Here is a 25,268-nt window from a genome sequence, read left to right as displayed (position 1 = left end):
AGGATTACAATTTAGCCAATTATGCTATTACAAAAAGTGCCTTGCCCATGGATAGACTCCACCGCCATCGCACGGCCCTGGCCGATTTCCTGCGCACACGACGCCAGCGCATCACACCCGCACAGGTCGGCCTGCCTATCGGCGGGCGGCGGCGCACGCCGGGCTTGCGGCGTGAAGAAGTCGCCGCGCTGGCGGGTGTCGGCCTGACCTGGTATACGTGGTTGGAACAGGGTCGGGATATCGGGGTCTCCGCCACATTCCTCGACAATCTCTGTCGCGTCCTGAAACTGGACGCCGCCGAACGGCGTCATCTCTATTTGCTGGCCCATGCACGCCCGCCTGCCGAGCCCGGCAAGACCTGGTGCACTGTCCCGCCCCTGGTGCTGCGCCTGATGCATGACCTGGCCCCACACCCCGCCTTTATCCTGAACCTGCGCTGGGACGTGCTGGCCAGCAACCGGCCGGCTGAGGATCTGTTTGGTTTTTCCGGACAGCTGCCCGATCGGCGCAACCTGTTGAGCATGCTGTTCACCGATCCAGCGCTGCGCGCCCTGCATGTAGACTGGGACAGCGAGGCGCCGCGCATCCTGTCCAGCTTCCGGCGCGACCATGCCCAGGCTGCCCCGGAGGCCGACCTGGACGGACTGGTGTCGGAACTGCAAAAAATTTCACCTGATTTCCGGCAGCACTGGCAAGCGCACGAAGCGCATGCCCCCTGCAGCGGACAGCGGGAACTGATGGTAGATGGCCAACGCGTGATCTTCGACCACACCTCGCTGACACTGGATGGCGATCGCCATCTCCGATTGATCGTCTATGCCAGACGCGATGCCGATACATCGGCCATGCCCACCGCCTGATGGTGTCGGCGGGCATGGGATGGCATCAGAGCTTTTCCATATCGCCGGTCTTGGGTTGCCAACGCATCAGACGCTTCTCGGCGATGCCGACCGCACTATCGAGCACCAGCGCGCAAGCCGTCAGTACGACAATCCCTGCGAACACGGTATTGACCTCGAAGGTGCCTTCAGCCTGCAGGATCAGGTAGCCAACGCCGGCTGCCGAACCCAGGTATTCGCCCACCACGGCCCCCACGAATGCCAGGCCCACCGATGTGTGCAGGCTGGAGAATACCCAGCTCGTGGCCGACGGCAGGTAGACATGGCGCAGCAGCTTGCGGCGATCCGCTCCCAGCATCCGGGCATTGTCCAGCAGGATGGGGCTGACTTCGCGCACGCCCTGATAGACATTGAAGAACACGATGAAGAACACCAGCGTGACGGCCAGTGCTACCTTGGACCAGATACCCAGACCGAACCACATGCCGAAGATCGGTGCCAGGATCACGCGCGGCATCGAATTCATGGCCTTGATATATGGATCCAGAATGGCACTGGCCAGCGGCGACAGCCCCAGCCACAGCCCGCAAGCCAGGCCACCCGCCGTACCGATGCCAAAGGCCAGCACGGTTTCGGTCAGGGTGATGTACAGGTGATGATAGATGTCGGCATCAGTGACGAACCAGGCCCAGATCTTTTCAGCCACCATCAGCGGTTGCCCGAAGAAGAAGGCAACACCCGGATCCTGCGAAAAGAAATGCCATGTCCCCAGGATGATGACCAGGAGCAATACCTGCCAGAAGCGCATCGTTGCTGCGCGGGGTTTGATCAGATTCCACATGCTTGATTACCCCTGTTTCTGACGGGCATAGCCCTTGAGCACTTCTTCGCGCAGCACATCCCAGATGGCACCATGCAGTTCCACGAAACGCGGATCCATGCGCACCTCGGCCACGTCACGCGGCCTGGGCAGGTCGATGGCGAATTCACCAATGGGATGGGTGCCCGGTCCTGCCGACAGCACGATGACTCGATCGCTCATGGCAATCGCCTCGTCGAGATCATGCGTAATGAACAGCACCGCCCGGCGCTTGGCCATCCAGATATCCAGCACCTCGTTTTCCATCAGTTGGCGCGTCTGGATATCCAATGCCGAAAACGGCTCGTCCATCAGGATGATGTCCGGGTCGCGGATCAGCATCTGTGCCAGCATGGCTCGCTTGCGCATGCCGCCCGACATCTGGTGCGGATAGCGTTCGCCGAAATTGCCCAGGCCGACGCGGCGCAGCCAGTCCTGGGCGCGTGATTCCGCCTCGTCCTGCGCCACACCGGCAAACTCCAGCCCGGCCATAACGTTGGACAGCGCACTGCGCCACGGCAACAACGCCTCGCCCTGGAACATGTAGCCGGCACGCCGATTGATGCCATCAAGCGGCTGGCCGAACACACGCACGCTACCCGAGGTAGGACGCAGCAGACCTGCGGCCACGTTGAGCAGCGTGGATTTTCCGCAACCGGTCGGGCCGACCACGGAGACGAACTCGCCTGCACCCACGGTCAGAGTCGTGTCGGCCATCGCCGTATAGCGCTGGCTGCGATCTTCCCGGGAGACAAACGTGCAGGTAATGTTTTCAAAGGACAACGCAGCTTCAGACATGGGGATATTTCTCGTCGGCGCGCTGCGCGTATTCGTTGGTCCAGACCTTGGACAGGTCGATCTTGTCGGCCGGGAAACCTGCGTTGTAGGCAACCAGGGCCTTGAGCGCCGTTTCAGGGCCATCCTGAGCGACCAGACCGTCAGGCGACAGGCCATCGATATTCTTGCCGATGGCAAAGGCATACAAGGCCGGATCACCCAGGCGGTAGGACTCGGGCATGGCTTCGACGATCTGCTCGGGCGGCGTGGCATGCACCCAGCGGTCGGCACGCACGATGGCATTGGCCAGGCCCTGCACGATCTCGGCATTGCCATCGATGAATTTCTGCGGCGCATACAGGCAGGACGAAGGCATGTTGCCGCCAAAGATTTCCAGCGTATCCCTGACCGTGCGGGTATCGACAATGATCTTGATATCACCCGACTGCTCCAGGATCGAGATCACGGGATCAGTATTGAGGATGGCATCGATCTGCCCCGAACGCAGTGCCGCCACGGCGCCTGCACCCGCCCCCACGCCAATCACCGCGACATCGCTGATCTTCATGTCATGCTTGGCCAGGAAGAAGCTGAGCAGCATGTTGGTGGATGAACCCGGAGCAGTCACGCCAATTTTCTTGCCCTTGAGATCTGCTGCCCCCTTGTAGTCGGGCAATGTCTTGGTCGACACGCCGAACCCGATCATGGGTGCCCGCCCCTGCATCACCAGCGAGCGGTAAAACTGCCCCTTGGACTGCAGGCTGATGGTGTGCTCGAAGGCACCGGACACCACATCAGCGCTGCCACCGACCACGGCCTGCAGGGCGCGCGAGCCACCGGCAAAATCGGAAATGGTCACGTCCAGGCCTTCATCACGGAAGTAACCCAACTGTTCGGCTGCCGACAGCGGCAGATAATAGATCAGCGCCTTGCCCCCTACGGCAATGTGCACTTTGCGTGCTGAACCTTGGGCGCGTACAAAGGCGGGGGCCAGCCCCAGCATGCTGCCAGCGGCCGCCAGCTTCAGTAAGTCGCGTCGATGCATGGACACGGTCAAGCTCCTGTCAGGATGAACAAATAATTATCGACAGGCACGCCCGCTGTCTCGTACGGGCTGTGCCGGATTCACACAGGTTATTCAGGACGGTGATCCTGCCTGGCCTGCGTCCTCCGCTGGCACCGATATGCACCAACTCGGCAAGAAAAGAAGGAGAATCATACTCCACCCCTGCCGCAAAGCCGCATGGCAGGCCGATCTCCGCCTGAAATCAGTGCCCGGACGTCCTGGAAAACAGATTGATCACCAGCACGCCGCCCACGATCATCAGGATGCCAAGCAGGGCCGGCAGATCCAGCCGCTGATGAAATACGAAATGCCCGATCAGCGCGATCAGCACAATGCCGATGCCAGACCACAGTGCATAGGCGATGCCCACCGGAATCGTCCGCAACGTCAGCGACAGGAAATAGAAGGCCACACCATAGCCGATTACGGTAATCACCGACGGCACGGCCCTCGTGAAACCATCGGATGCCTTCAGGGCACTGGTGGCAATGATCTCGGCCAGGATGGCGACGAGCAGGAACAGGTAATTTTTCATGCGTTACGGTCAGGCTGCCGCGCGATGCGCTCAGTCCTGGTGTGAGTCGCGACGCTCCATCAGCGCCCAGGCCAGCGTACCGGCATCGACGTATTCGAGTTCGCTGCCTGCCGGCACCCCGCGTGCCAGTCGCGAAACGCGCAAACCGCGCGAACGCAGCAGCTCGGCAAGATAATGGGCTGTGGTTTCGCCTTCGGCGGTGAAGTTGGTCGCCAGGATGACCTCCTGCACCACGCCATCGCAGGCCCGATCCAGCAGGTTCTGGAAACCAAGTTCCTGGGGACCCACGCCATCCAGCGGGGCCAGCCGTCCCATCAGTACATAGTACAAGCCATGGTAGCCATGACTGGCTTCGAGCATATTCTGATCGGCTGGGGTTTCGACGATGCAAAGCTGTGCCGGATCACGACGCGGGCTGAGGCAGGTGCCGCAGACTTCGTCTTCGGTAAAACTGTTGCAGCGCCGGCAGTGCTTGAGGTCCCCGACGGCATGGCGCAGCGCCTCGCTCAGATGCAATGCGCCCGAGGCGTCATGCTGCAGCAAATGATAGGCCATGCGTCGGGCCGACCGTACACCCACACCGGGCAGGCGACGCAATGCGTCGATCAGTGCCTGCAGCGGCTGTGGTTCGGGCAGGGAGGGATCGCTCATGCTGGGGCATCAGAACGGCAGCTTCATTCCCGGCGGCAGCGGCAGACCGGCCGTCACGCTGGCCATTTTTTCCTGGGAAGTGGCCTCGGCCTTGCGCAGGGCATCGTTGAAGGCTGCAGCGACCAGGTCTTCAAGCATGTCCTTGTCTTCGGCCAGCAGGCTGGGATCGATTTCGACGCGGCGAACGTCGTGGCGGCAGGTCATGCTGACCTTGACCAGGCCACCGCCTGCGGCACCGTCAACAACGATTTCAGCCAGAGACTCCTGAGCCTTCTTGACGTTTTCCTGCATCTGCTGCGCCTGGCGCATCAGGCCGGCCAGTTGTCCCTTCATCATGGTGTTGCATTCCCTTGTGTGGAGTAACGTATCACCTGTTGCCGACGGTAGCCGACTACAGGCCCTGCGTGGATGGTCGGATGGACCCTGACAAGACACGGCCGCCGAAATCCGACTGCAATGCCTGCACCAGAGGATCCGATGCGATGGACTGCTCGGCAGCCAGTTGTCGTGCTCGCCGGGCAGCTTCATCCTGCGCATGCGCTGTTTCGCTTCCCGTGGCCCCCACCTCGATCTCGAGACGGATATCCTGGCCGAAATGCTCACTCAACGCATCGCGCAACCTATCCTTGGCGGAAATATCAGCCAAAGCCTGGTTGGCCACCCGGATTCTAACAACATTGCCCTGCGTGCCCAACCACTCGCTCTGCCGCGCCAGTTGCTCGGCACCACCGCGTACGGGCAATGAGCGGGAAAACACATGCCACGGCTGTGACAGGGCCAGCTCGCCCGGCGCTGCCGGCCTGGTGGCTGCTGCCGCAGACGGCTCAACCGCTGCCTGCGATACGGGGTCACGCACCTCGACAGGCGCAGCAATCGATTCCGGCGTGACTGCGTGAGCCTGCTCGGGCAACGACAGCGCCTCCGTCTCTGGCCGGACCGCTGACACGGGTGCAATCGTCTGGCGCTCAGGCTCAGGCGTGGGCGTGGGCGTGGGCGTGGGCGTGGGCGTGGGCGTGGGCGTGGGCGTGGGCGTGGGCGTGGGCGTGGGCGTGGGCGTGGCAACAGTCTGAACCGGATCCGATGCAACTGCATCCTCTTCGGCCCAGGTCGAGGCACCTGCGGCCTCGGCATCAGGCGGAATGTCATCCCAGGGAGGAATATCGGCTGAAGCGGACGTGTTCGCCGTCTCATCGCCCGCAGTAGCCACAGCCTCGCTCGACTCGGCAACAACGGGCTGGGCAACTGCCATCACGGCAGGTACAGCAACGGGCGCAGCAACCAGCGTATCGGCCACAACCGGCGTTGCATCCACAGGAGCGGCAACCGCCACCGGCGCAGGTGCGGATACCGTCCGGTCCGGTGCGACCATAGCCGGCGCAGGCGGAGGCGTCACAGGTGCCGCAGGCGCACCACCAGCCTCGGCAAACAATGCCAGCATGCGCAGACAGGCCATGATGAAACCGGCATATTCATCGGGTGCCAGGGACAGCTCGCTGCGACTGTGCACGGCCACGCTGTAGAACAATTGCACCGCATCGGGATGCATCTGCCCTGCCAGCCGCACGTATTCAGCCGTCATGGGATCGTCATCGGGCAACGCACCCGGCGCGCGCTGGGCAATCGCAATGCGCGACAACATCGTCGAAAGATCGGCCAGCGCACCGGAATACGAGAGGCCTCGCGCGGCCAGCTCATCAGCCAGGGCAATGACACCTTCGGCCTGCCCGGCGGACAGCACATCCAGCAGCCGCACCAGGTGACGCTGGTCGATGGCCCCGAGCATGCCGCGCACGGACTCCTCGGTCAGGTTGTCGGCGCTATAGGCAATGGCCTGATCGGTCAGCGACAGTGCATCGCGCATGGAGCCGCCGGCCGCCTGCGCAATCAGACGCAGCGCAGGCACCTCGAATGCAATGCTTTCGGCCTGCAGCACATGCTGCAGATGGCCCACGATGGCTTCGGCAGGCATCTGCTTGAGATTGAACTGCAGGCAACGTGACAGCACCGTGACCGGGATTTTCTGCGGGTCGGTGGTCGCGAGGATGAATTTGACGTGCGGCGGCGGTTCTTCCAGCGTCTTGAGCATAGCGTTGAACGCATGCCCGGTCAGCATGTGAACTTCATCGATCATATAGACCTTGAAGCGGCCGGAACTCGGTGCATACACCGCCTGCTCCAGCAACTGGGTCATTTCCTCGACACCGCGATTGGAGGCGGCATCGAGTTCGATATAGTCGACGAAACGCCCGGCATCAATCTCGGTACAGGCGCGACATTTGCCGCAGGGCTGAGCCGTGATGCCGGTTTCACAATTGAGGGATTTGGCCAGGAGACGCGACAGCGTGGTCTTGCCGACGCCACGCGTACCCGTGAAGAGCCATGCGTGGTGCAGACGCTGGGTCTGCAAAGCGTGTGTCAATGCCCGGACAACGTGATCCTGCCCGACCAGGGTCTCAAACGAACGAGGCCGCCATTTGCGGGCCAGCACAAGATAGGTCATGCGTCCATTGTACGGCAGATGAGAGGCGAGCCTGACTTCGGCACTGATTCGAAACGACTATGGCTGCTTCGTTCCCGACCTGACCAGGTTCGCCGCAGAATCATGCGAAGGGGCCCGCCGGGGCGTATTCTAGCATCGATTGACGGACCGCGCCGGTCAACCCTCGCCTGCCTCGGCAAAGGCACGCAGGGCATCGCCTGCCAGCCGGTAGCGGATCCACTCCGACTGCGGCCGCCCACCAATAGCGTCGTAGACACGGATGGCCGGTTCGTTCCAGTCGAGCACGCTCCACTCCATCCTGCGACAGCCCTGCGACACGGCAATCCGGGCAACATGCCGCAACAATGCCCGGCCAGCGCCTGAGCCTCGATGCTCGGGAGAAACGTACAAGTCCTCAAGATAGACCCCATGCCGTCCCAGCCAGGTCGAATAACTCAGGAAATACACGGCAAAGCCGACGGCCTGGCCGTCACGCTCGCATATCAGAGCAAAGGTTGAGCCGGGCTCGTCGAACAGCGACCGCTCGATATCGGCCACGCTGGACTCAACCTCGTGCGCCGCTTTTTCATAGACGGCCAGCTCGTTGATGTACTGCATGATCTGCGGTGCGTCGGAACGCACCGCGGGACGGATGACGATATGCTGTGCTGCGGACATGCGGGCCCCGTTGATCAGGAAATAAAGGCCCAGATTATGCCTGGTCGGTCACTTCAACGCCAACACCGGCGCACGCCGGCCGTCGGTATGCGCGGCAGGTGCGGCAGGTGCGGCACCATGCTCGTCAAGCTGGAAACTGCCGACCACCTGGGCCAGATGCGCCGCCTGATCACGCAGCATCTGCGCCGCAGCGGCCGACTCCTCGACCAGAGCAGCATTTTCCTGGGTGCCGCGATCCATCTGGGCCACCGCATGACCGACTTCTGTAATGCCGGTCTGCTGCTCGCGGCTGGCCACGTTGATTTCACCCACGATGGTTGTCACCCTGGCCACGCTGCCGACGATCTGATCCATGGTATCGCCCGCCTGATGCACCAGCTCGCTGCCCGCGGAAATCTGCTGCACCGAAGCCTCGATCAGTTGCTTGATCTCGCGCGCCGCCGTGGCACTGCGCTGGGCCAGCGTGCGCACTTCGCCTGCCACCACGGCAAAGCCACGCCCTTGTTCACCAGCCCGGGCTGCCTCGACGGCTGCATTGAGCGCCAGAATGTTGGTCTGGAAGGCAATACCATCGATCACACTGATGATATCCACCACTTTGCGCGCCGAGGCATCAATGCCATCCATGGTCGTGACGACGTTCTTGACCAGATCACCGCCATGGCCTGCCACTTCCGATGCCTGCTGCGCCAGGCCCGTGGCCTGCTGGGCATTCTCGGCGTTCTGTCGCACGGTTGAGGTCAGTTCTTCCATCGCAGCAGCCGTTTCTTCCAGCGAGCTGGCCTGCTGCTCGGTACGGCTGGAAAGGTCTGCCGAGCCGCTGGCAATTTCTTCGCTGGCATAGCGCACAGACTCAGCCGATGAGCGAATATCACGCATCACGGCCGCGATTTTGCCAACAAAATGGTTGAAGGCTCCGGAAATCTGCGACAGTTCATCCTTACCCGTGGCTGGCAGGCGGCGCGTCAGATCACCCTCACCCGACGCAATATCCTCGAGCGCATCGCGCACCCGGCTCAGGCCACGCAGCCGATGCCGGACAGCATAGACCAGCAGCAGAGTTGCCAGCACCAGGCACAGCAAGGTCACGCCCACGGAAGCATTGACCAGTTTGCTGACTGCGCTCATGGCCTGCACATGATCCACCGCCACGATCAGCGTCCAATCCGTACCGGCCACAGGCGCTGCAAACAGGCGCTGCTGAATGCCGCCAAAGCGCACCAACTCCGTCTCGCCCGAGCGCACCATGTCCTGTACTCGCGCCGGTGTCAGATCCGGCGTGAGCGTGGTCAGCGGCTTGAGCGCCAGCGCAGCATCGGGATGCGCGAAGATATTGCCACTGCCATCGATCATGAAGGCCAGACTGGAATCCGTAGGCCGAATCAGACCCACTGTGGCCGCGATGCTGTCCAGCAGCAAATCGGCACCGAACACCCCGGCCACCTGGCCATTGACACGAAAGGCTTCCACCAGACTGATACACAGTTTGCCCGTAGTGGCATCAACATAAATCGGCGTCACGACGTTGCCGTTGGCTACTGCGCCCTGCTTGTACCAGGGACGTTGCGTACCGTCATAGCCGACTGGCATGTCGTGCAGGAACAGATGGGAGCCATCCGAATACACGATATAGGTATCATCAAAACCACCCGCATCCTTGACGGTACGGATAAAGAGTTCGGGGTCAGGCTGCGTTGCACCGTATTTGAGCGAAGAGACAATGCGCTGCTTGGACTTGACCTGCTCGGAGAGCTCGTGTGCCGAGTTCCGTGTAATGCGCCAGAGACCGCTGTCGATCGACTCTATCGTATCGTCGCGTACCAGCAGGAACGAAACAGAGGCCAGGATAATCAGCGACACCGCCGTAATGGCGATGCACAGCAGAATGAGCTGATTGCGAATCGAATGAAACATGAACTTTCCGATGATTGAATCTTGAATCCGGTCAACCGGCTGCAGCTTCAAGGCCCGACCGGCAAAGGGCACAGGCGCACATGATAGTGTTCTGCAACCAGCGACAATCAGGCGAACTGGCGCAGTTTCCCCCCGCTTTAATTAATATTTGCTAACATTATTTCAAACAAAGCATCATAATTTCACAATGAAAACATTTATTTCGACATCAGCGCCATCACTTCCGTCTTCTGCGTATCATTCAGATCCATGCTATTCATGAGCTTGTTGAGTGTGATCGTTGCGCTGACCAGCGCGCCCGAGAGCGACCCCATGGTCGCCTGAATGGCTGCCATACGGGCATTGCGCTCCTCATTACCCAGTGTCTGATCTGCCATCACCTCGACCAGTTCCTGCTGTTGCTCACGCAGCCGCGCCTTGATCTCTCTGATCATTTTGAGCATCTGCTTGATTTCATCCGGCAGACTGCTTGAGTCGATATCATCGTTATTGCCAATTTCCTGCCGGGTCCGATTGCTGGCATACAGTGCTTGCCCACTGCCTGAGATGCGCACGGACGCAGCCTGACCCGCCCCTGCCATCGCCTGCCCGACACCACCATCTGCCGCACTCGCTATCAGGCCCGGTCGCTGGATTGCCGCCCCCGTCTGCCGGGTAGCAGACATGGCCAGCCTGTTCAGCGAAGTATTGACGTCCATTGGACCTCCCGTACGAGTCATGTGCATATGCCATTGATAACGGCATTGCTTGGCACTTTTTTACCAAAAGCCAATAACGGCGCTATAGTAAGCGCCGCCTCCCCGGCCCAATCCGTTGTCCTTGCTGCACGCACATCATGACTTCGACCTCTGCCCGTCGCTCCCTGGCCAACTTCCTGATCTGGCTCTGCGGCATCTGGTTTCATGGTGCGGTCCTGGCTGCCGGCACACCCCCTGCAGACTGTCACGGCATACGCGACCTGGTCATCGTCGCCCACATGGATGACGACCTGCTGTTCATGAATCCGGATATCGACGCTACTCTGGCTGCAGGCGGCTGCGTACGCACGCTGTATATGACCGCCAGCGAACGCAATGACGGGGCTTCCTACATGCGCAGCCGCGAAAGTGGCGTACGAGCAGCCTATGCCCGCATGGCAGGCACACAGGACAACTGGTCGATGCAGCTGGAAACCGTTGCAGGTCGCCCATTTGCCAGTTTCACGCTCGAACATGATCCGCGCATACAACTCTGGCACATGCGACTGACCGACCCCTGGCTAGGCAAAGGTTGGGGTAGTCTGACCCCACTGAGCCAGGCAGAGTCGGTGCCAGGTCAAAGTGTGGCCACACTGGCCCTGCCCCCGTCGATCTATACGCGCCAGGGATTGGTCGACACGCTTGCACAACTGATCCGCGAATATGCGCCCACCGTCATCAGACACATGGATGACTCCGTGGCCATCCCTTATGCCAGACTGTGCTGGCGCTGCAGCGGACACGATCATCCAGACCATATCTCCAGCGCACGACTGACCCGCGAGGCCAGTATGCGGGCCCCCGGTCCTTACGCCCGAATCGGTTACGTGAACTATCCCACGCAGGAGCGTCAGGTTAATCTGGCCGACAGCGAAACCGCACGCAAGACCGATATATTCCAGCGCTATGCCTGGCAGGACAATCGCTATTGCCCCACGGGCCGCGACTGCAACAGCCCGGCCGGCCCCACTGCGGCCTGGGTAGCCCGTATCTACTATGTCACGCCACCTGATAGCACCGTCAGTCTGATGCCGGGCACTGCTGGATCGCTGCAATTGCTGGGCACAAACCAGTACGACAGCACCCCCCATGTGTGGCAATCCGCCACCGGCCAATGGCAGTCGCCGGGCGGACGGCCCGTCACCGCCCCCCTGGGCGTCCGCTATCCGGACAATTCGACCGGCCTCCTGGCACTGGATGCCCAGGGCCAACTCTGGACCAACAACTCGGACAATACGCGCACCTGGCACGGCTGGCGACGCCTTGCCGGCTTTACCCAGACGCATCTGCCCGCCATCAGCCAGGAAGGCACGCCGGCACTGGTTGCACTGGATCACCAAGGACAGATACGCTGGACCGAAACCCGCGAACACAGCCACATCTGGCGCGAAGCAGTGACCTTGCCGCCGCTGGCCCATATCCGGGCAGAAATGGCCCTGGTCCGTGACCTGTCCGGACGCCTGACTGTGTTCGCCCTGGATCGGGCCGGCACACTCTTCACCCTGCGCCAGCGTGCCCCCAACAGTCATGACTGGCAACCATGGCAACGCCTTGATGCCCCCGCGAGCAATGGCGGGCTGGCAGCCCTGCGCAATCGACAGGGTGCCATTGAACTCTACTTTCGCGACCAGGCCAGCCAGCATCTGCTGCGCCTGACCCAATCGTCGGATGATCAATGGCAGACAACTGATCTTGGCGTGGCCTACCGTGGCTCGCCCGCTGTTGCACTGGACACGCTCGGCACCAGCACAGTCGCAGTCAGGGGAACAGACCAGGATGCACTCTGGATCCTCTCGGCAGGCGTGGCATATCGACTCAGCGAACACATCACATCCTCTCCCGCGTTATTGCTGCAACAGGATGGACTATATCTGGCAGCACGCCTTGCGGAGACGCCACAGGGCTATCGGATATGGACACAGCGGCCACCGGGCTGGAAAAGGCTGGATACGATGGCAGTTTCCCCGGACACACGAGGAACCCCTTTTTCGACCAACGTCGAACACAGACAGGTCTTTCAAACATTGAAATAACGTGGCAAGATATTGCTGTCCCGCTTTCTCACCCGCCTAGACTGGCGGCGTGGCGCATGGGCACCGCACGCATCAGAGCAGACCCCCAGCATCTCACTCTCCCGCCTCAGCAGTGCCACACCACCCAACGGAGGAAGCCATGGCGCAGGGCATTCTGGATCGCATATTTCCCTCATCCACCGGTCTCGACCGGCGCAACATGGAAGGCCAGATCGCGGCCATCCACCGATCTCAGGCAGTCATAGAGTTCTCGCTGGACGGCATCATCCTGAATGCCAACGATAATTTTCTGGATACCATGGGCTACAGTCTGGGCGAAATACAGGGCAAGCACCACGCCATGTTTGTCGAGCCCGAGCTACGCACCTCCCCGGTCTATCTGGGGTTCTGGCGCAAGCTGGCTGCAGGAGAAAACGACTGTGGACGCTATCGCAGGGTGGCACGCGATGGTCGCGAAGTCTGGCTGCAGGCCAGCTATACCTCCATCCTCGACAACGACGGCCAACCCGTCAAGGTCATCAAATACGCCACCGACATCACGCTGCAGCAGCGCCGCATGGCCGATGCCGAAGGACAGCTTGCCGCCATCTCCAAGGTCCAGGCCATCATCGAATTCGGCCTGGATGGCACCATCCTGCGCGCCAACCCGCTCTTCCTGCAGGCAACCGGCTACCAGGAACACGAGATCGTCGGGCGTCACCACAGCATATTTGTCTCGGAGGCGGAAAGAAACAGCCCGGCATATCGGGAGTTCTGGCGCCGCCTGGGTGCGGGGGCCTATGAAACCGGACGCTACCTGCGCATTGGCCGGGATGGGCAGCCGATCTGGATAGAGGCCAGCTACAACGCCATTCTCGATCCAGACGGCCAGCCCTTCAAGGTCGTCAAGTTCGCCACCGACATTACCGCCCGGGTGCAGGCGGCACAGACCTTGCGGGAAGCAGTCCATGACCTGACCGAGAACGCAGAACAGGCCACACGCGCAAACGAACTGGCGCGTGCCGCCTCGGAAGTCGCCGAAATGGGCGGGCAGACCGTAACAGAAGTCGTCAACACCATGGGAGCCATCACGGAAAGTTCGCGCCGCATCTCGGACATCATTGGTGTCATGGACGGCATTGCCTTCCAGACCAATATCCTGGCACTCAATGCCGCCGTGGAAGCAGCGCGTGCCGGCGAGCAAGGTCGGGGCTTTGCCGTGGTGGCCTCCGAAGTTCGCAATCTGGCGCTCAACAGCGCCTCGGCAGCCAAGGAAATCAAGGATCTGATCAACACATCGGTCGAGCAGGTCCGCAGTGGAGCAGTACATGTCCAGGCGGCAGGCACCACCATGCGCGACATTGTCGATTCCACTCACAGGGTGACCGAGATCATGGGAGTCGTCGTTGACAGCTCGCTTGCCCAGTCCGCCGCGCTGAGCCGCATCACCGAAGACCTGGACCAGACAGGGAGTTGAGACAGCCCCTTTTGCCTGCAGCAACTTGTTGGACACGAAAAGCAAAAAGCCCCGGCATTGACCGAGGCTTTTTTGTATCTGGTGGGCAGTACAAGGTTCGAACTTGTGACCCCTGCCGTGTGAAGGCAGTGCTCTACCACTGAGCTAACTGCCCAGACAAGAAAGAAACTATAGCACACCAGAAATTCTTGTGCAAGCAAGAGCACCCACCCAGATGTCTGTTTTATGGCCGGACCCTGCTGTTGATTTTCACCCTATGCTGTCGCGGCCTGTGCATGTCGCGCAGGCCGTGTTTTTCATACATAAGTTGTCCAATCCATGACTGCCTTGCTTTCACGTTCTGCCAAATCCCTCCTGCTGGCCTCGTCCCTGTTCCTTGGCCTGTCGTCGGCCGCCCAGGCCCAGGCGTCCCTTGAGTGCGGTGTCTACAAGAGCCCCGACACCAGCTACCAGATCCGTGTCCTGAGCAGCAACCTGATCCAGAAAACCGGCCTGGGCAGCCCTGAACTGCTCTACTACGCCATCGAAGGCGACAAACTGTCTTATTTCAATATTGATCTCGACGGCGGCGACACGTACAAACTCCCTGCGGACGGCAAGTCCATCGACGTGGGATTCGACTTTGTCTACAGCCTTCAGGAAGCAGCGCCCTGCGCCGCCCCCACTCAGTTCCCCGAAACCAAGGTCTGGCCATTGTGCTGGAAAAGCGACCTGATGACCTGTCTGGAAGCATACGGCGCAACCTCCCTGCTGGAACTGGAATCGATGTGCAACAGCGGCATGGCATTTGCCTGCAAACGGCTGCCCGAAGCCTACCGTGAAGCAGCCGGCATCGAATCCAGCCTGTTCGGCAAGTCGGACCCCCTGCCCGACGAAGCCATTGCCTCGCTGCGCAACGCCTGCCTGAATGGCATTTCAGCCAGTGTCTGCAATACGGTCGCGGCTGAAGCCTGGAACGCGGGTCGCTATCTGGACGTGCGCGAGATCGTGCAACACACCTGCAACGCACCCATCGGCGACAGCGATGCCTGCGCAATTGCAGCAAGCCTGTCCAAACTGACCCCTGAGCTGTTGGCACAACCCGCTCCGGCCAGCCTGCCCCAAGGTACGTTCACGGCCCCCGTGGGTGCCGTGCGCGAACTGATTTTCGGTGCGGATGGCATCGTCAAGGACGGTGACGGCTTCATCACCATGCAGGCACGCCAGGAAGACGGCCTGATCCGCATGCAGCATAACAAAGGCGGGGATTTCGAGTTCAAGCCGCTGGGCGACCAATATCTGCTGGGCCTGGATTACTGGAATCAGTTGGCCCTGTTCTCACGTACCGGCGACTGAGTATCGGCAAAGAAGATCTGGCCCATGACGGGCCAGCGCCGTCAGACCTGTGCTGACGGCAAACTGCGCCAGGTACACTCGCCGCCCACGGCCTTGTCCAGCTCGGCCAGGTAGGCTTCGTGCGCAGCCAGTTCCTCGGCATTGGCCGGCAACACCCGCAACGACGACAGGTCAAGGCTACCGACCCGCAGGCCAGCCGCACCCGCGTCGGCACCGGTATCATCGATATCGATCACCAGCGAATTCTGGCCACGCGTCATGGCCAGCCAGACCTCGCCCAGCAACTGCGAATCGAGCAGCGCGCCGTGCAGGGTACGGTGTGCGTTGGAAATTTCGTAGCGGTCGCACAGCGCATCCAGCGAGTTGCGCTTGCCCGGATGCATCTCGCGAGCCACCTTGAGCGAATCGGTGATACGCAGGCAATGATCAATCAGCTTGCCGCGCCCCAGGCGAGCCAGTTCGGCGTCGATGAAACGGGTATCGAAGTCGGCGTTGTGGATGATCAGCTCGGCATCGCCGACGAAGGCGATGAAATCATCCACCACATCTTCAAAGCGCGGCTTGTCGGACAGAAACTCGGTGGTCAGTCCGTGCACGGCCAGTGCGCCCGGATCACTGTCGCGATCCGGATTCAGGTACTGGTGAAAATCGTTGCGGGTAAAGCGGCGATTGACCATTTCCACCGCACCGATTTCGATGATGCGATGTCCCTGGGAGGGTTCGAGACCCGTGGTTTCGGTATCGAGGATGATCTGTCGCATCATGACTCCATGGTTGCTTCTATGTGGCTGCGGCGCGGAGCAATCAGGGTATAGACTGCCGGCACCACGAACAAGGTCAGGATTGTACCCAGCGTCAGGCCGCCCACGATCACCCAGCCGATCTGCTGGCGCGATTCGGCACCGGCACCGGCCGCCAGCGCCAACGGCACGGTGCCCAGCACCATGGCACCGGTGGTCATCAGAATGGGGCGCAGCCGCATGACGCTGGCTTCGATCACGGCATCGAACAATTCATGCCCCTGGTCACGCAACTGGTTGGCGAACTCGACGATCAGAATGCCGTGCTTGGTGATCAACCCCACCAGCGTGATCAGGCCAATCTGGCTGTAGATCGACAACGAGCCGCCACTGAGCCAGAGCGCCAGCAGGGCACCGGTCATGGACAACGGCACTGACAACATGATGATCAGCGGACTGCGCCAGCTTTCAAACTGTGCAGCCAGCACCAGATAAATGAAGGCCAGCGCCATCGCGAACGCCAGATAGATGCTGCCGGACGAATCACGAAATTCCCGCGACTGGCCATCGAGGTCTGTCTGTACGGTGGCCGGCAAGTGGATCTGCGCCAGGCGATCCATTTCGGCCAGCACCTCGCCCATTGAATAGCCCGGCGCGACGGCAGCCTCGATCTTGGCTGCCCGCAGCCGGTTGAAGTGATTGAGCGACTGCGCCGAGACGCCTTCGCGCACAGCCAGCAAGTTGTCCAGCTGCACCATGCCGCCTTCACGGGTACGCACATAAATTCCGGAAATGTCGTCTGGCCGCGCCCGCTCCAGCGGCTTGACCTGGACAATCACGTCGAACTGTTCACCATCATCCTTATAGCGGGTGATCTGGCGCCCACCCAGCATGGTTTCGAGGGTACGGCCGACCGTGGCGACATCGACGCCGACATCGGCCAGCTTGTCGCGATCAACCTCGACGCGCAGCTCGGGGGTATTCAGGCGCAGATCGCTTTCAAGATTGATCAGTCCAGGATAGCGTGACAGCTCACCCATGAAATCATCGACCATACGCGCCAGTTCGGGATAGGAAGCTTGGCTCATGACGATGAATTCGATGGGCCGCGAACTGGCCCGTAACCCGAACGACGGCGGGTTGTTGATGTAGATGCGTGCACCCGGCAGCTCGGACACTTCCGACCGCAGGCCCGAGGCAATGTCCTGCTGGCGCGCCTCGCGCTCGCTCCACGGCTTGAGATTGAGGATGGCCATGCCGTTGGAGACGGTCGGAAAGCCCGCGATCACCCGGTAGCTCTCCCCTTCGGGAATCTCGCGGTACAGGTCCTCCACTTCCAGCAGGCTGTCGAGGGTGTATTTGAGCGTGGCACCTTCCGGGGCCGTGACCGAGCCGAATACCACCCCCCGGTCCTCGACCGGTGACAGTTCGCTCTTGATGTGCGTGAACAACCAGCCGCCGGCCAGCGACACCAGCACCCCCGCCACGACGATCCAGCCACGTGCGGCCAGCGCAGCGGTCAGCCAGCGTCGGTACAGGTCATTCCAGCTGTCCATCCACTTGCCGATCCAGGCCTGCAGGCGATTCTGCCGGGTCGAATGGCGCAACAGCGTCGCGCACATCATCGGCGTCAGGGTCAGTGCCACGAAGCCCGACACCAGTACTGCACCGGCCAGCGCCAGAGCGAACTCGATGAACAGCCGGCCGGTCCGGCCGGTGGCAAAGGCCAGCGGCGCATAGACCGTGACCAGGGTCAGGGTCATGGCCACCACTGCAAAGCCGATCTCGCGTGCCCCCATGATGGCGGCCTGGATGCGTGGCACGCCCTCTTCGATATGGCGATAGATGTTCTCGAGCATGACGATGGCGTCATCGACCACCAGGCCAATGGCCAGCACCATGGCCAGCAGTGTCAGCGTATTGATCGAGAACCCGAACAGATACATCAGCGCGCAGGCCCCCACCAACGACACCGGGATGGTCACGATGGGAATCAGGCTGGCCCGCACGCTGCGCAGAAAGAAGAAAATCACCAGCACCACCAGCGCGATGGCCTCCAGGATCGTCGCATAGACCGCCGCGATGGACTCTTCGATAAAGACAGACGTGTCGTAGGACACGGTCAGCAGCATGCCTTCCGGCAGGTTGGTATTGATTGCATCCACCTCGGCCCGCACCGCCTTGGACAGGTCCAGCGGGTTGGCAGTGGATTGCTTCATGACGCCGATATTGAGTGCCGCCTGGCCATTGAAGCGCGACAGTACACGCTCGTCGGCCGGGCCGATTTCCACATCGGCGACATCGCCCAGGCGCACCAGATAGCCACCAGCGTTGGCAAGCACCACATCGCGGAACTGTTCGGGCGTGCGCAAGTCCGTGGACGACACCACCGAAAACTCGCGGTTGACCGACTCGATGCGACCGGCAGGAATCTCGACATTCTGGCTGGAAAGCGCATTCTGCACATCCTGCACGGTCAGGTCATAGCCGGCCAGCTTGTCACGATCGACGTACACCCGCATGGCCGGCAAGCGCTCGCCGAACACCCGCACCTCGGCTGCCCCCGGCAGCACGGACAGCCGCGTCTTGACGTAGCGATGCAGATAGTCCGAGGCATCGACGGTGGACAGCACACCGGACTGTACCGAGATATAGATCACCGGCTGCGAATCGGCCTCGACCTTGCCGATGATCGGCTCATCAATTTCATCGGGCAGGAAACGGCGCGCCCGCGAGACCTTGTCGCGCACTTCGGCAGCGGCCGCATCAGGATCGCGCGACAGATCGAAGCGCACGTCGATGAAGCTGCGCTCGGAGCGGCTGCGCGAGGTCATCACATTGACGCCCTCGATACCTGCCAACTGGTCTTCAAGGGGCTTGGTGACCTGCGACTCGACCACCTCGGCGGACGCCCCCTTGTAGTCGGTACGCACCGAAACGATCGGTTCGTCGATCTGCGGATACTCCCGCACGGTCAGCCGAGAATAGGAAATCAGGCCGATCAGCACGATGGCCAGCGTCAGGACGGTGGCAAACACCGGGCGGCGGATGCAGGTCTCGGAAATTTTCATTCGCGTACCTGTACGCGTACGGGCACGCCATCGCTGATGCGCTGCAGTCCGGCCACGATCACGACATCGCCGGATGCCAGATCGCCGGCCACCTCGACCATGCCATCGCGGCGCTGCCCCAGCGTGACGGCCACCTGACGCGCCTCGTCCCCTGCAACCACATAGACATATTGACCGTCACCCGAAGGGGCCAGCGCCGCCTCGGGCACGGCCAGCCCCTGGTAGGACGACAGCAACAGCGCCACGCGGGCAAACAGGCCGGGCCGCAGCGCGCCATCGCCATTCTCGACCTCGGCACGCAACCAGACGGAGCGACCATTGGCATCCACGGTTGGGCTGATGGCAAAAACGCGGCCCGTACGAGTCTGCCCCGGCAGGGCATCGACCTGTATGTCAAGCTGCTGGCCTTCGGCCACATGGGCCAGATATTGCTCGGGCACCTTGAAATCGAGCTTGAGGGGGTCCAGCGCCTGCAGTGCCACCAGATCCTGGCCCGCCGTCACGTAATCACCCACCGAGACACTGCGCAGACCGATCACACCATCGAAGGGCGCACGCAACACGGTCTTGTCGAGCCGTACACGCGCTGCCTCCAGCGCTGCCTGCTGGACCCGAAGCTGGCTGGCCGCATCATCAAGCGCCTGCTGACTCACAAAGCCCTGCCGGCTCAGCTCACGGGCCCGGCCGTGCTGACTGCGAGCCAGGGCCAGCGCCGCATCGGCCTGGGCCAGTTCAGCGCGGGCTGTCGCATCGTCGAGGCGAAACAGAACCTGCCCTTTCTCGACCGGCTGCCCTTCGCGAAAACCGATGAACTGGACCCGGCCCGCCACTTCTGGCCGCAGCACCACCGACTCGTCGGCACGCAGACTGCCTACGGCCGTCAGGCGCTGGGTGAAAGCCTGGCTGCTGACCGGAGCTACCCGTACTGTGACAGGTGCCTGCCGGGCCGGTGCAGACGCTGGGGACGCCCCGTCAAGGACCGCGGCATCCGTCGCGGCAGGGCCGGCTGGCGCAAACCGGCTACCCAGCACGACGCCCACTGCCAGGGCAGCCACGACGGCCAGTCCCCATAAAGTATGTTTTTTCATCGATATTCAGGTGATTCCGCAAACTGCACTTTACCAGCAATCACAGGCTATCCGGCACGTGCTGGCACACGCCCCAGCGCCACTTCGACCCCCTGGTTGGCCAACTGGTCGGCACGCTCGTTGCCCGGGTCCCCGGCATGGCCCTTGACCCACTGCCAACGCACCTCATGTCGGGCGACCTGCTCGTCCAGCCGCTGCCAGAGATCGACATTCTTGACCGGTTTCTTGTCGGCGGTTTTCCAGCCGCGCCGCTTCCAGTTGGGCAACCATTCGGTCATGCCCTGCTGCACATAGCGCGAGTCCGTATGCAGCACTACTGCGCAGCGCCGCCGCAGCGCACCCAAGGCCTCGATCACCGCCAGCAGCTCCATCCGGTTGTTGGTCGTATCGAGCTCTCCGCCATAGAGAGTTTTTTCGTGTGCCCCATAGCGCAGCAATGCGCCCCATCCGCCCGGCCCCGGATTGCCCTTGCAGGCACCATCGGTCCAGATATCAACCTTGCTGGCAATATCCCTGTCAGTTGTCTGTGTGCCGCTCATTGCGCCCCCCGCGTCGAGGAGACTACCGGCACGGCTCGTCGCACCATGCGTCGACGCCGCTTGCGTTTCCAGGCAGGCGTGACCAGCGTCATGCCCCCCACCCGCTTGACTGCGGACACGGCATACACGCCACCGCCGGGTGCCCACCAGCGCTCTCCTGCCGCATCCAGAAAACGCCAGCGCTGCAGCCAGCGTTCCGAGCGGCAGCCTGGCGCAAAGCAGCCCAGCCGTCCCTTGCCTGCCTCGAACGACAGCAATTTGAACCAGTCCCGCAGCCGCAGCAACGAGACCAGCCGCGTGCTCTGCTGCGGCAGATAGGTCCCGAATGGCAACCAGGAGGCCATGCCCCACAGGCTCCACGGATTGAAGCCGGTCACGACAATACGCCCTTCCGGCATCAGCACCCGCTCGGCCTCGCGCAGAACCGCATGAGGATCCTCGGCCCATTCGAGGGTATGTGGCAGAACCAGCAGGTCCAGGCTCTGACTGTCGAATGGCAGGGCCTCGGGCCGTGCCACCAGCAAGCCTGTGTCGGACGAGGCCCCCGACAGGCCGTCCCAGTCGGCCACGACCACCGTTTTGCCTGAAATCCGGTTATTCTGCAGGGTATCGAACCCCGGTAGGCCGATCTGCGCAGCCTGGAATCCGAACACATCTGCGACGATCTCGTCGATCTGCCGCTGCTCCCATTCCAGGGCATAGCGGCCGGGTGGCGTGTCGAACCACGCCGTCAGATTTACAATAGGGGGTTCGCTGCCTGCCGTCACACCTTTTCCTCTTGATGAATACCTTTGCCCATCCTCACCTGCTGGCCTTGCCCGCGCTGTCCGACAACTATATATGGTTGTGGCATGCGGGACGTCATGCCGTGGTGATTGATCCGGGCGAAGCGGTGCCCGTGCAGCGGGCGCTCGACGAGCATGGGCTGCAACTGTCCGCCATTCTACTGACACACCACCACCATGACCATGTCGGCGGCGTGACCGAATTGTCACACGACAGCAGCATCCCTGTGTATGGACCAGCCAGGGAATCCCTGCCGCGCTGTGACATACGCGTCGAGGGCGGCAGCCGGTTCACGCTCGCTGCGGCAGGTATCGACTGTACCGTCTACAACGTCCCCGGGCATACTGCCGGACATGTCGCCTACCTGGCCAGTCCCGCGCAGGGCCCCGCCTTGCTTTTCTGCGGCGACACTCTGTTCTCTGGCGGCTGTGGGCGGCTGTTCGAAGGCACGCCGGCACAGATGCTGGCCTCGCTCGCGCAATTCACCGACCTGCCCGGCGACACCCTGGTCTGCTGTGCACACGAATACACGCTCTCCAACCTGAAATGGGCAAGGGCCGTCGATCCTGGCAACGACGCCCTGCAAAACTGGCAGCAACGCGCCACGCACCTGCGTGCGCAAGGCCTGCCCACCCTGCCCGTGCCACTGGCACAGGAGCTTGCCATCAACCCATTCCTGCGCACCAGGGAACCTGCTATCCGACAGGCAGCCGGCCTCTGGGCAGGCCATGCCCTGGATAGCGAAGTCGAGGTTTTTGCTGCCCTGCGCGAATGGAAAAACCAGTACAAATGAAGCACCCATGATGCACCTTTCCCATTTTTCCAGACTGATTGCCTGCGGCCTGCTGGGCTGTGTGGCACTGCTTTCCGGCTGTGCCAGCGTTCAGCGTACCGATGGCAACGCCGATGCGGGCAGCGAGCGCGTCCTGCGTGCGCACGTGACCCAGACCAGCACCGGCCGCCTGATCGCCACCGACACATCCCGCACCATCGACCTCACCCATCCAGCCACCGATATCTGGGACCGGATCCGGCGCGGCTATACCATTCCCAATCTGGATACCCCGCTGGTTGAACAGTGGACGCAGTATTATGCTGCCCGCCCCGAGTCGGTCCAGATGATGGCGCAACGGGCCAGCAAGTTCCTGTTCCACATCGTCGAAGAAATCAACCGCCGCGGCCTGCCCACAGAACTGGCCCTGCTGCCCTTTATCGAAAGCGCCTACAACCCGGCCGCCTATTCACGCGCCAAGGCAGCAGGACTGTGGCAATTCATCCCCAGTACCGGCAAGAACTTCAAGCTGCAGCAGGACTGGTGGCGCGACGAGCGACGCGACCCGATCGCCTCCACCAATGCCGCGCTCGATTACCTTGAGTACCTGTTCGACTTCCAGGGCGACTGGTATCTGGCGCTGGCCTCCTATAACTGGGGCGAAGGTGCCGTTCGCCGGGCCATGGAAAAGAACATCGCGCTGGACCAGCCGACCGACTACCTGTCGCTGACCATGCCCGATGAAACCCGCAACTATATCCCCAAACTGCAGGCCATCAAAAACATCATTTCCGACCCCGAGCGCTACGCCATCGCACTGCCCGAGGTCCAGAACGAGCCCTACTTCGTCACCATCCGCAAGCAGCGCGACATCGATATTGCGCTGGCCGCCCGCTTCGCGGAAATGCCGCTCGACGAGTTCCAGGCGCTGAATCCTTCCTACAATCGCCCGGTCATCCTGGGTCGCCACCAACCCACGCTGCTGCTGCCCATTGACCGCGCACCGATCTTCGAAAGCAACCTCGCCGCCCACCAGGGTGCCCTCACCTCCTGGCAGACCTACCAGAGCAAGCGCAACGAAACCCTGACCAGCATCGCCCGCAAATTCGGTATCACGGTCGCCCAACTGCGCGAAATCAACGACCTCGGACGACGCGAGAACAGTGCCCGCGGGCGCGCCCTGCTGGTGCCGTCGCAGGGCCAGGCACAACTGGCCTCGCTCGAGCCAGTCGCGGTTCCGGCCGGCACCACGCGCAACACCTCGGGCAGCAATGTTCGCTACCACCAGGTGCGCAGCGGCGATACGCTATTCGGGCTGGCACGCCAGTACGGCACGACCGTCGAGAATCTGCGTTCGCTCAACAACATCAAGGGCAATAACCTGCGGATTGGGGCTCGTTTACGCATTCCGGGCACACGAATCCGTGGCTAAACCGCAAACGGCTGATAGAATGCCGACTTCCGTAATCTGATAGCAAGTACGAAAAAGGAACTCCAGCATGGGCTTTCTTGCCGGCAAACGTCTCCTGATCACAGGCGTCATCTCCAATCGCTCCATCGCCTACGGGATCGCGAAATCCTGCCACGAGCAAGGCGCAGAGCTCGCCTTCACCTACGCGGGCGACCGCTTCAAGGAGCGTGTGGAAGAATTCGCCGCCGACTTCGGCAGCGACATCGTCCTCCCCTGTGATGTCGGTGAAGACAACCAGATCGACGATCTGGTTCGCGATCTGTCGGCCCGCTGGGACGGACTCGACGGTCTGGTGCACGCCATCGGCTTCGCTCCGCGCGAAGCCATCGCCGGCACCTTCCTCGATGGTCTGTCGCGCGAAAACTTCCGCATTGCCCACGATATCTCGGCCTACAGCTTCCCGGCCCTGACCAAGGCGCTGCTGCCCATGTTGCAAGGTCGCCCCTCCTCGGTGCTGACGCTCAGCTACCTGGGTGCCGAAAAGGTCGTGCCGCACTACAACACCATGGGCCTGGCCAAGGCCTCCCTGGAAGCCAGCGTGCGCTACCTGGCCGCGGCCCTCGGCCCCCAGGGCATCCGCGCCAACGGCATCTCGGCAGGCCCGATCAAGACGCTGGCTGCGGCAGGGATCAAGGACTTCAACCTGATCTTCAAGTTCGTCGAGACCTACGCACCGCTGCGCCGTAACGTCACTATCGAGGATGTCGGCAACACGGCAGCCTTCCTGTTGTCCGACCTGGCAGCAGGTATTACCGGCGAAATCACCCATGTCGACGGCGGTTTCTTCGCCACCGTGCCAGGCATGGATCGCTGAGGCAACCGCGCTTCGGTACGACAGATGTAAAAAACCGCCGCAAGGCGGTTTTTTCATATCAGGCCCCTCAACCGATGACCTGACATGCATTGCGCGCAGCCACTCAGTCCGCCGAGGGTTCGGGACGACGTACCAGCCAGACCAGCACACACAGCATCACCAGCGTAAGCGTGACCGCCAGCCAGGTCTGCGGGATGTTGTAGAACATCACCACGGCGCTGAGGCTCATGCAGATGCCCGCCATCCACTTGGCGCGCCGCGACACCTTGCGCCCGGCATGCCAGTTCCAGAGCGATGGCCCCAGCAGCGGATGATGCCAGAGCCAGGCGTACAGTCGGGGCGAGCAGCGCGCTGCAGCCCAGGCTGCCGCCAGCAGGAAAACCGTGGTCGGCATGCCCGGCAGGATGGCACCGATGATCGCCAGAACAATGCAGATCACCGCCAGCACGCCATAGCAGAATCGCATCCACGGACTGCGGCTCAGACGCACCACGTCCGGTATGGGAGGAGCAGCAACCTTTTGAGATCGCTCGGTTTTCTGGCGTGGCATGGACATTGGTAACAAAATGCGTCAACGCTCTTGAAGCGTCGGTTTTCGTCCCTATAATTAGCACTCGATGCAGGTGAG

23 protein-coding genes, 1 tRNA gene and 1 other RNA gene are annotated in these 25,268 nt (G+C 61.8%); 7 read left to right on the top strand and 18 right to left on the bottom strand.

Going from position 1 to position 25,268, the window contains the following annotated elements; translation table 11 throughout:
- The first annotated feature begins 47 nt into the window (after window positions 1-47).
- Window positions 48-860, top strand: a complete 813-nt coding sequence (locus DD235_RS07285) for a helix-turn-helix transcriptional regulator (protein WP_109061379.1) — start codon at window positions 48-50, stop codon at window positions 858-860.
- A 25-nt stretch (window positions 861-885) separates the two neighbouring features.
- Here DD235_RS07285 and DD235_RS07280 read toward each other — a convergent pair whose 3' ends face one another.
- From DD235_RS07280 to DD235_RS07230, 11 genes are all read right to left on the bottom strand, one after another.
- Window positions 886-1,680, bottom strand: a complete 795-nt coding sequence (locus DD235_RS07280; RefSeq protein ID WP_109061378.1) for an ABC transporter permease — start codon at window positions 1,678-1,680, stop codon at window positions 886-888.
- A 6-nt stretch (window positions 1,681-1,686) separates the two neighbouring features.
- Window positions 1,687-2,496 (bottom strand): ABC transporter ATP-binding protein, encoded by an 810-nt coding sequence (locus DD235_RS07275; protein ID WP_109061377.1) that lies wholly within the window; start codon window positions 2,494-2,496, stop codon window positions 1,687-1,689.
- Window positions 2,489-3,526, bottom strand: a complete 1,038-nt coding sequence (locus tag DD235_RS07270) for an ABC transporter substrate-binding protein (protein ID WP_109061376.1) — start codon at window positions 3,524-3,526, stop codon at window positions 2,489-2,491. The genes DD235_RS07275 and DD235_RS07270 overlap by 8 nt, the downstream gene beginning before the upstream one ends.
- A gap of 217 nt (window positions 3,527-3,743) precedes the next feature.
- A complete protein-coding gene (locus DD235_RS07265) occupies window positions 3,744-4,076 on the bottom strand; it encodes a DMT family transporter (RefSeq protein WP_109061375.1) in 333 nt (110 codons plus the stop codon).
- 30 nt (window positions 4,077-4,106) lie between these two features.
- A complete protein-coding gene (gene recR, locus DD235_RS07260; protein WP_109061374.1) occupies window positions 4,107-4,727 on the bottom strand; it encodes a recombination mediator RecR in 621 nt (206 codons plus the stop codon).
- A 9-nt stretch (window positions 4,728-4,736) separates the two neighbouring features.
- A complete protein-coding gene (locus DD235_RS07255) occupies window positions 4,737-5,063 on the bottom strand; it encodes a YbaB/EbfC family nucleoid-associated protein (RefSeq protein ID WP_109061373.1) in 327 nt (108 codons plus the stop codon).
- 55 nt (window positions 5,064-5,118) lie between these two features.
- On the bottom strand, window positions 5,119-7,227 hold the full coding sequence (locus DD235_RS07250; protein WP_109061372.1) for a DNA polymerase III subunit gamma/tau: 2,109 nt from the start codon (window positions 7,225-7,227) through the stop codon (window positions 5,119-5,121).
- Between the two features lie 21 nt (window positions 7,228-7,248).
- An RNA gene (gene ffs, locus DD235_RS07245) (signal recognition particle sRNA small type) lies at window positions 7,249-7,346 on the bottom strand.
- A 37-nt stretch (window positions 7,347-7,383) separates the two neighbouring features.
- A complete protein-coding gene (locus DD235_RS07240; protein ID WP_109061371.1) occupies window positions 7,384-7,884 on the bottom strand; it encodes a GNAT family N-acetyltransferase in 501 nt (166 codons plus the stop codon).
- A 48-nt stretch (window positions 7,885-7,932) separates the two neighbouring features.
- Window positions 7,933-9,798, bottom strand: a complete 1,866-nt coding sequence (locus DD235_RS17140) for a methyl-accepting chemotaxis protein (RefSeq protein ID WP_109061525.1) — start codon at window positions 9,796-9,798, stop codon at window positions 7,933-7,935.
- 197 nt (window positions 9,799-9,995) lie between these two features.
- Complete coding sequence (locus tag DD235_RS07230) at window positions 9,996-10,496, bottom strand: hypothetical protein (RefSeq protein WP_109061370.1); 501 nt, start codon at window positions 10,494-10,496, stop codon at window positions 9,996-9,998.
- Window positions 10,497-10,633: 137 nt separating this feature from the next.
- Between DD235_RS07230 and DD235_RS07225 the strand changes: the two genes are divergently transcribed.
- The gene (locus DD235_RS07225; RefSeq protein ID WP_109061369.1) at window positions 10,634-12,568 is read left to right on the top strand and encodes a DUF8189 domain-containing protein; all 1,935 of its coding nucleotides are present in this window, start codon (window positions 10,634-10,636) and stop codon (window positions 12,566-12,568) included.
- Between the two features lie 139 nt (window positions 12,569-12,707).
- Window positions 12,708-14,024 (top strand): methyl-accepting chemotaxis protein, encoded by a 1,317-nt coding sequence (locus DD235_RS17255; protein ID WP_109061368.1) that lies wholly within the window; start codon window positions 12,708-12,710, stop codon window positions 14,022-14,024.
- A gap of 79 nt (window positions 14,025-14,103) precedes the next feature.
- Here the strand turns inward: DD235_RS17255 and DD235_RS07215 are convergent.
- A tRNA-Val gene (locus tag DD235_RS07215) sits at window positions 14,104-14,178 on the bottom strand.
- Window positions 14,179-14,342: 164 nt separating this feature from the next.
- On the opposite strand from DD235_RS07215, the gene DD235_RS07210 reads away from it, so the two are divergent.
- Window positions 14,343-15,359: a hypothetical protein gene (locus tag DD235_RS07210; RefSeq protein WP_109061367.1), complete on the top strand. Its 1,017-nt coding sequence runs from the start codon at window positions 14,343-14,345 to the stop codon at window positions 15,357-15,359.
- A gap of 41 nt (window positions 15,360-15,400) precedes the next feature.
- Here the strand turns inward: DD235_RS07210 and dnaQ are convergent, their stop codons facing one another.
- Genes dnaQ through DD235_RS07185 form a run of 5 tightly spaced genes read right to left on the bottom strand, consistent with a single transcriptional unit; the run spans window position 15,401 to window position 21,564 of the window.
- Entirely contained in the window at window positions 15,401-16,120 is a 720-nt protein-coding gene (gene dnaQ / locus DD235_RS07205) for a DNA polymerase III subunit epsilon (RefSeq protein ID WP_109061366.1), read from the bottom strand.
- The gene (locus DD235_RS07200) at window positions 16,120-19,170 is read right to left on the bottom strand and encodes an efflux RND transporter permease subunit (protein WP_109061365.1); all 3,051 of its coding nucleotides are present in this window, start codon (window positions 19,168-19,170) and stop codon (window positions 16,120-16,122) included. The genes dnaQ and DD235_RS07200 overlap by 1 nt, the downstream gene beginning before the upstream one ends.
- On the bottom strand, window positions 19,167-20,258 hold the full coding sequence (locus DD235_RS07195; RefSeq protein WP_109061364.1) for an efflux RND transporter periplasmic adaptor subunit: 1,092 nt from the start codon (window positions 20,256-20,258) through the stop codon (window positions 19,167-19,169). The genes DD235_RS07200 and DD235_RS07195 overlap by 4 nt, the downstream gene beginning before the upstream one ends.
- A gap of 47 nt (window positions 20,259-20,305) precedes the next feature.
- Window positions 20,306-20,797 (bottom strand): ribonuclease HI, encoded by a 492-nt coding sequence (gene rnhA, locus DD235_RS07190; RefSeq protein WP_109061363.1) that lies wholly within the window; start codon window positions 20,795-20,797, stop codon window positions 20,306-20,308.
- Window positions 20,794-21,564 (bottom strand): class I SAM-dependent methyltransferase, encoded by a 771-nt coding sequence (locus tag DD235_RS07185; protein ID WP_109061362.1) that lies wholly within the window; start codon window positions 21,562-21,564, stop codon window positions 20,794-20,796. Before DD235_RS07185 ends, rnhA begins: the two co-directional genes overlap by 4 nt.
- Before the next feature lie 14 nt (window positions 21,565-21,578).
- On the opposite strand from DD235_RS07185, the gene gloB reads away from it, so the two are divergent.
- From gloB to fabI, 3 genes are all read left to right on the top strand, one after another.
- Window positions 21,579-22,376 carry a hydroxyacylglutathione hydrolase gene (gene gloB / locus DD235_RS07180; protein WP_109061361.1) on the top strand — a complete coding sequence of 266 codons (798 nt, stop codon included), beginning with the start codon at window positions 21,579-21,581 and terminating at the stop codon, window positions 22,374-22,376.
- A 7-nt stretch (window positions 22,377-22,383) separates the two neighbouring features.
- Window positions 22,384-23,787, top strand: coding sequence for a transglycosylase SLT domain-containing protein (locus DD235_RS07175; protein WP_239990072.1), 1,404 nt, complete (start codon window positions 22,384-22,386; stop codon window positions 23,785-23,787).
- Between the two features lie 67 nt (window positions 23,788-23,854).
- Window positions 23,855-24,640 carry an enoyl-ACP reductase FabI gene (fabI, locus tag DD235_RS07170; protein WP_109061360.1) on the top strand — a complete coding sequence of 262 codons (786 nt, stop codon included), beginning with the start codon at window positions 23,855-23,857 and terminating at the stop codon, window positions 24,638-24,640.
- A gap of 103 nt (window positions 24,641-24,743) precedes the next feature.
- Here the strand turns inward: fabI and DD235_RS07165 are convergent, their stop codons facing one another.
- A complete protein-coding gene (locus tag DD235_RS07165) occupies window positions 24,744-25,106 on the bottom strand; it encodes a YbaN family protein (RefSeq protein WP_193519572.1) in 363 nt (120 codons plus the stop codon).
- Window positions 25,107-25,268: the final 162 nt, after the last annotated feature.

The sequence above is a fragment of the Corticimicrobacter populi genome (assembly GCF_003123725.1).
GTDB lineage: Bacteria > Pseudomonadota > Gammaproteobacteria > Burkholderiales > Burkholderiaceae_B > Corticimicrobacter > Corticimicrobacter populi.
The sequence above is the reverse complement of the archived record's forward strand: the minus strand, read 5'-3'. Positions and strand labels throughout refer to the sequence as shown.

What these genes read in the sequence shown, in the direction of transcription:
- DD235_RS07285 (WP_109061379.1), top strand. Translation starts at nt 48, where the DNA reads ATGGATAGACTCCACCGCCATCGCACGGCCCTGGCCGATTTCCTGCGC.
- rnhA (WP_109061363.1), bottom strand. Translation starts at nt 20,797, where the DNA reads ATGAGCGGCACACAGACAACTGACAGGGATATTGCCAGCAAGGTTGAT.
- DD235_RS07175 (WP_239990072.1), top strand. Translation starts at nt 22,384, where the DNA reads ATGATGCACCTTTCCCATTTTTCCAGACTGATTGCCTGCGGCCTGCTG.
- DD235_RS07200 (WP_109061365.1), bottom strand. Translation starts at nt 19,170, where the DNA reads ATGAAAATTTCCGAGACCTGCATCCGCCGCCCGGTGTTTGCCACCGTC.
- DD235_RS07255 (WP_109061373.1), bottom strand. Translation starts at nt 5,063, where the DNA reads ATGATGAAGGGACAACTGGCCGGCCTGATGCGCCAGGCGCAGCAGATG.
- DD235_RS07230 (WP_109061370.1), bottom strand. Translation starts at nt 10,496, where the DNA reads ATGGACGTCAATACTTCGCTGAACAGGCTGGCCATGTCTGCTACCCGG.
- gloB (WP_109061361.1), top strand. Translation starts at nt 21,579, where the DNA reads ATGAATACCTTTGCCCATCCTCACCTGCTGGCCTTGCCCGCGCTGTCC.
- DD235_RS07225 (WP_109061369.1), top strand. Translation starts at nt 10,634, where the DNA reads ATGACTTCGACCTCTGCCCGTCGCTCCCTGGCCAACTTCCTGATCTGG.
- fabI (WP_109061360.1), top strand. Translation starts at nt 23,855, where the DNA reads ATGGGCTTTCTTGCCGGCAAACGTCTCCTGATCACAGGCGTCATCTCC.
- DD235_RS07165 (WP_193519572.1), bottom strand. Translation starts at nt 25,106, where the DNA reads ATGCGATTCTGCTATGGCGTGCTGGCGGTGATCTGCATTGTTCTGGCG.
- DD235_RS07250 (WP_109061372.1), bottom strand. Translation starts at nt 7,227, where the DNA reads ATGACCTATCTTGTGCTGGCCCGCAAATGGCGGCCTCGTTCGTTTGAG.
- DD235_RS07195 (WP_109061364.1), bottom strand. Translation starts at nt 20,258, where the DNA reads ATGAAAAAACATACTTTATGGGGACTGGCCGTCGTGGCTGCCCTGGCA.
- DD235_RS07265 (WP_109061375.1), bottom strand. Translation starts at nt 4,076, where the DNA reads ATGAAAAATTACCTGTTCCTGCTCGTCGCCATCCTGGCCGAGATCATT.
- DD235_RS07210 (WP_109061367.1), top strand. Translation starts at nt 14,343, where the DNA reads ATGACTGCCTTGCTTTCACGTTCTGCCAAATCCCTCCTGCTGGCCTCG.
- DD235_RS17140 (WP_109061525.1), bottom strand. Translation starts at nt 9,798, where the DNA reads ATGTTTCATTCGATTCGCAATCAGCTCATTCTGCTGTGCATCGCCATT.
- DD235_RS17255 (WP_109061368.1), top strand. Translation starts at nt 12,708, where the DNA reads ATGGCGCAGGGCATTCTGGATCGCATATTTCCCTCATCCACCGGTCTC.
- DD235_RS07275 (WP_109061377.1), bottom strand. Translation starts at nt 2,496, where the DNA reads ATGTCTGAAGCTGCGTTGTCCTTTGAAAACATTACCTGCACGTTTGTC.
- DD235_RS07240 (WP_109061371.1), bottom strand. Translation starts at nt 7,884, where the DNA reads ATGTCCGCAGCACAGCATATCGTCATCCGTCCCGCGGTGCGTTCCGAC.
- DD235_RS07280 (WP_109061378.1), bottom strand. Translation starts at nt 1,680, where the DNA reads ATGTGGAATCTGATCAAACCCCGCGCAGCAACGATGCGCTTCTGGCAG.
- recR (WP_109061374.1), bottom strand. Translation starts at nt 4,727, where the DNA reads ATGAGCGATCCCTCCCTGCCCGAACCACAGCCGCTGCAGGCACTGATC.
- dnaQ (WP_109061366.1), bottom strand. Translation starts at nt 16,120, where the DNA reads ATGCGACAGATCATCCTCGATACCGAAACCACGGGTCTCGAACCCTCC.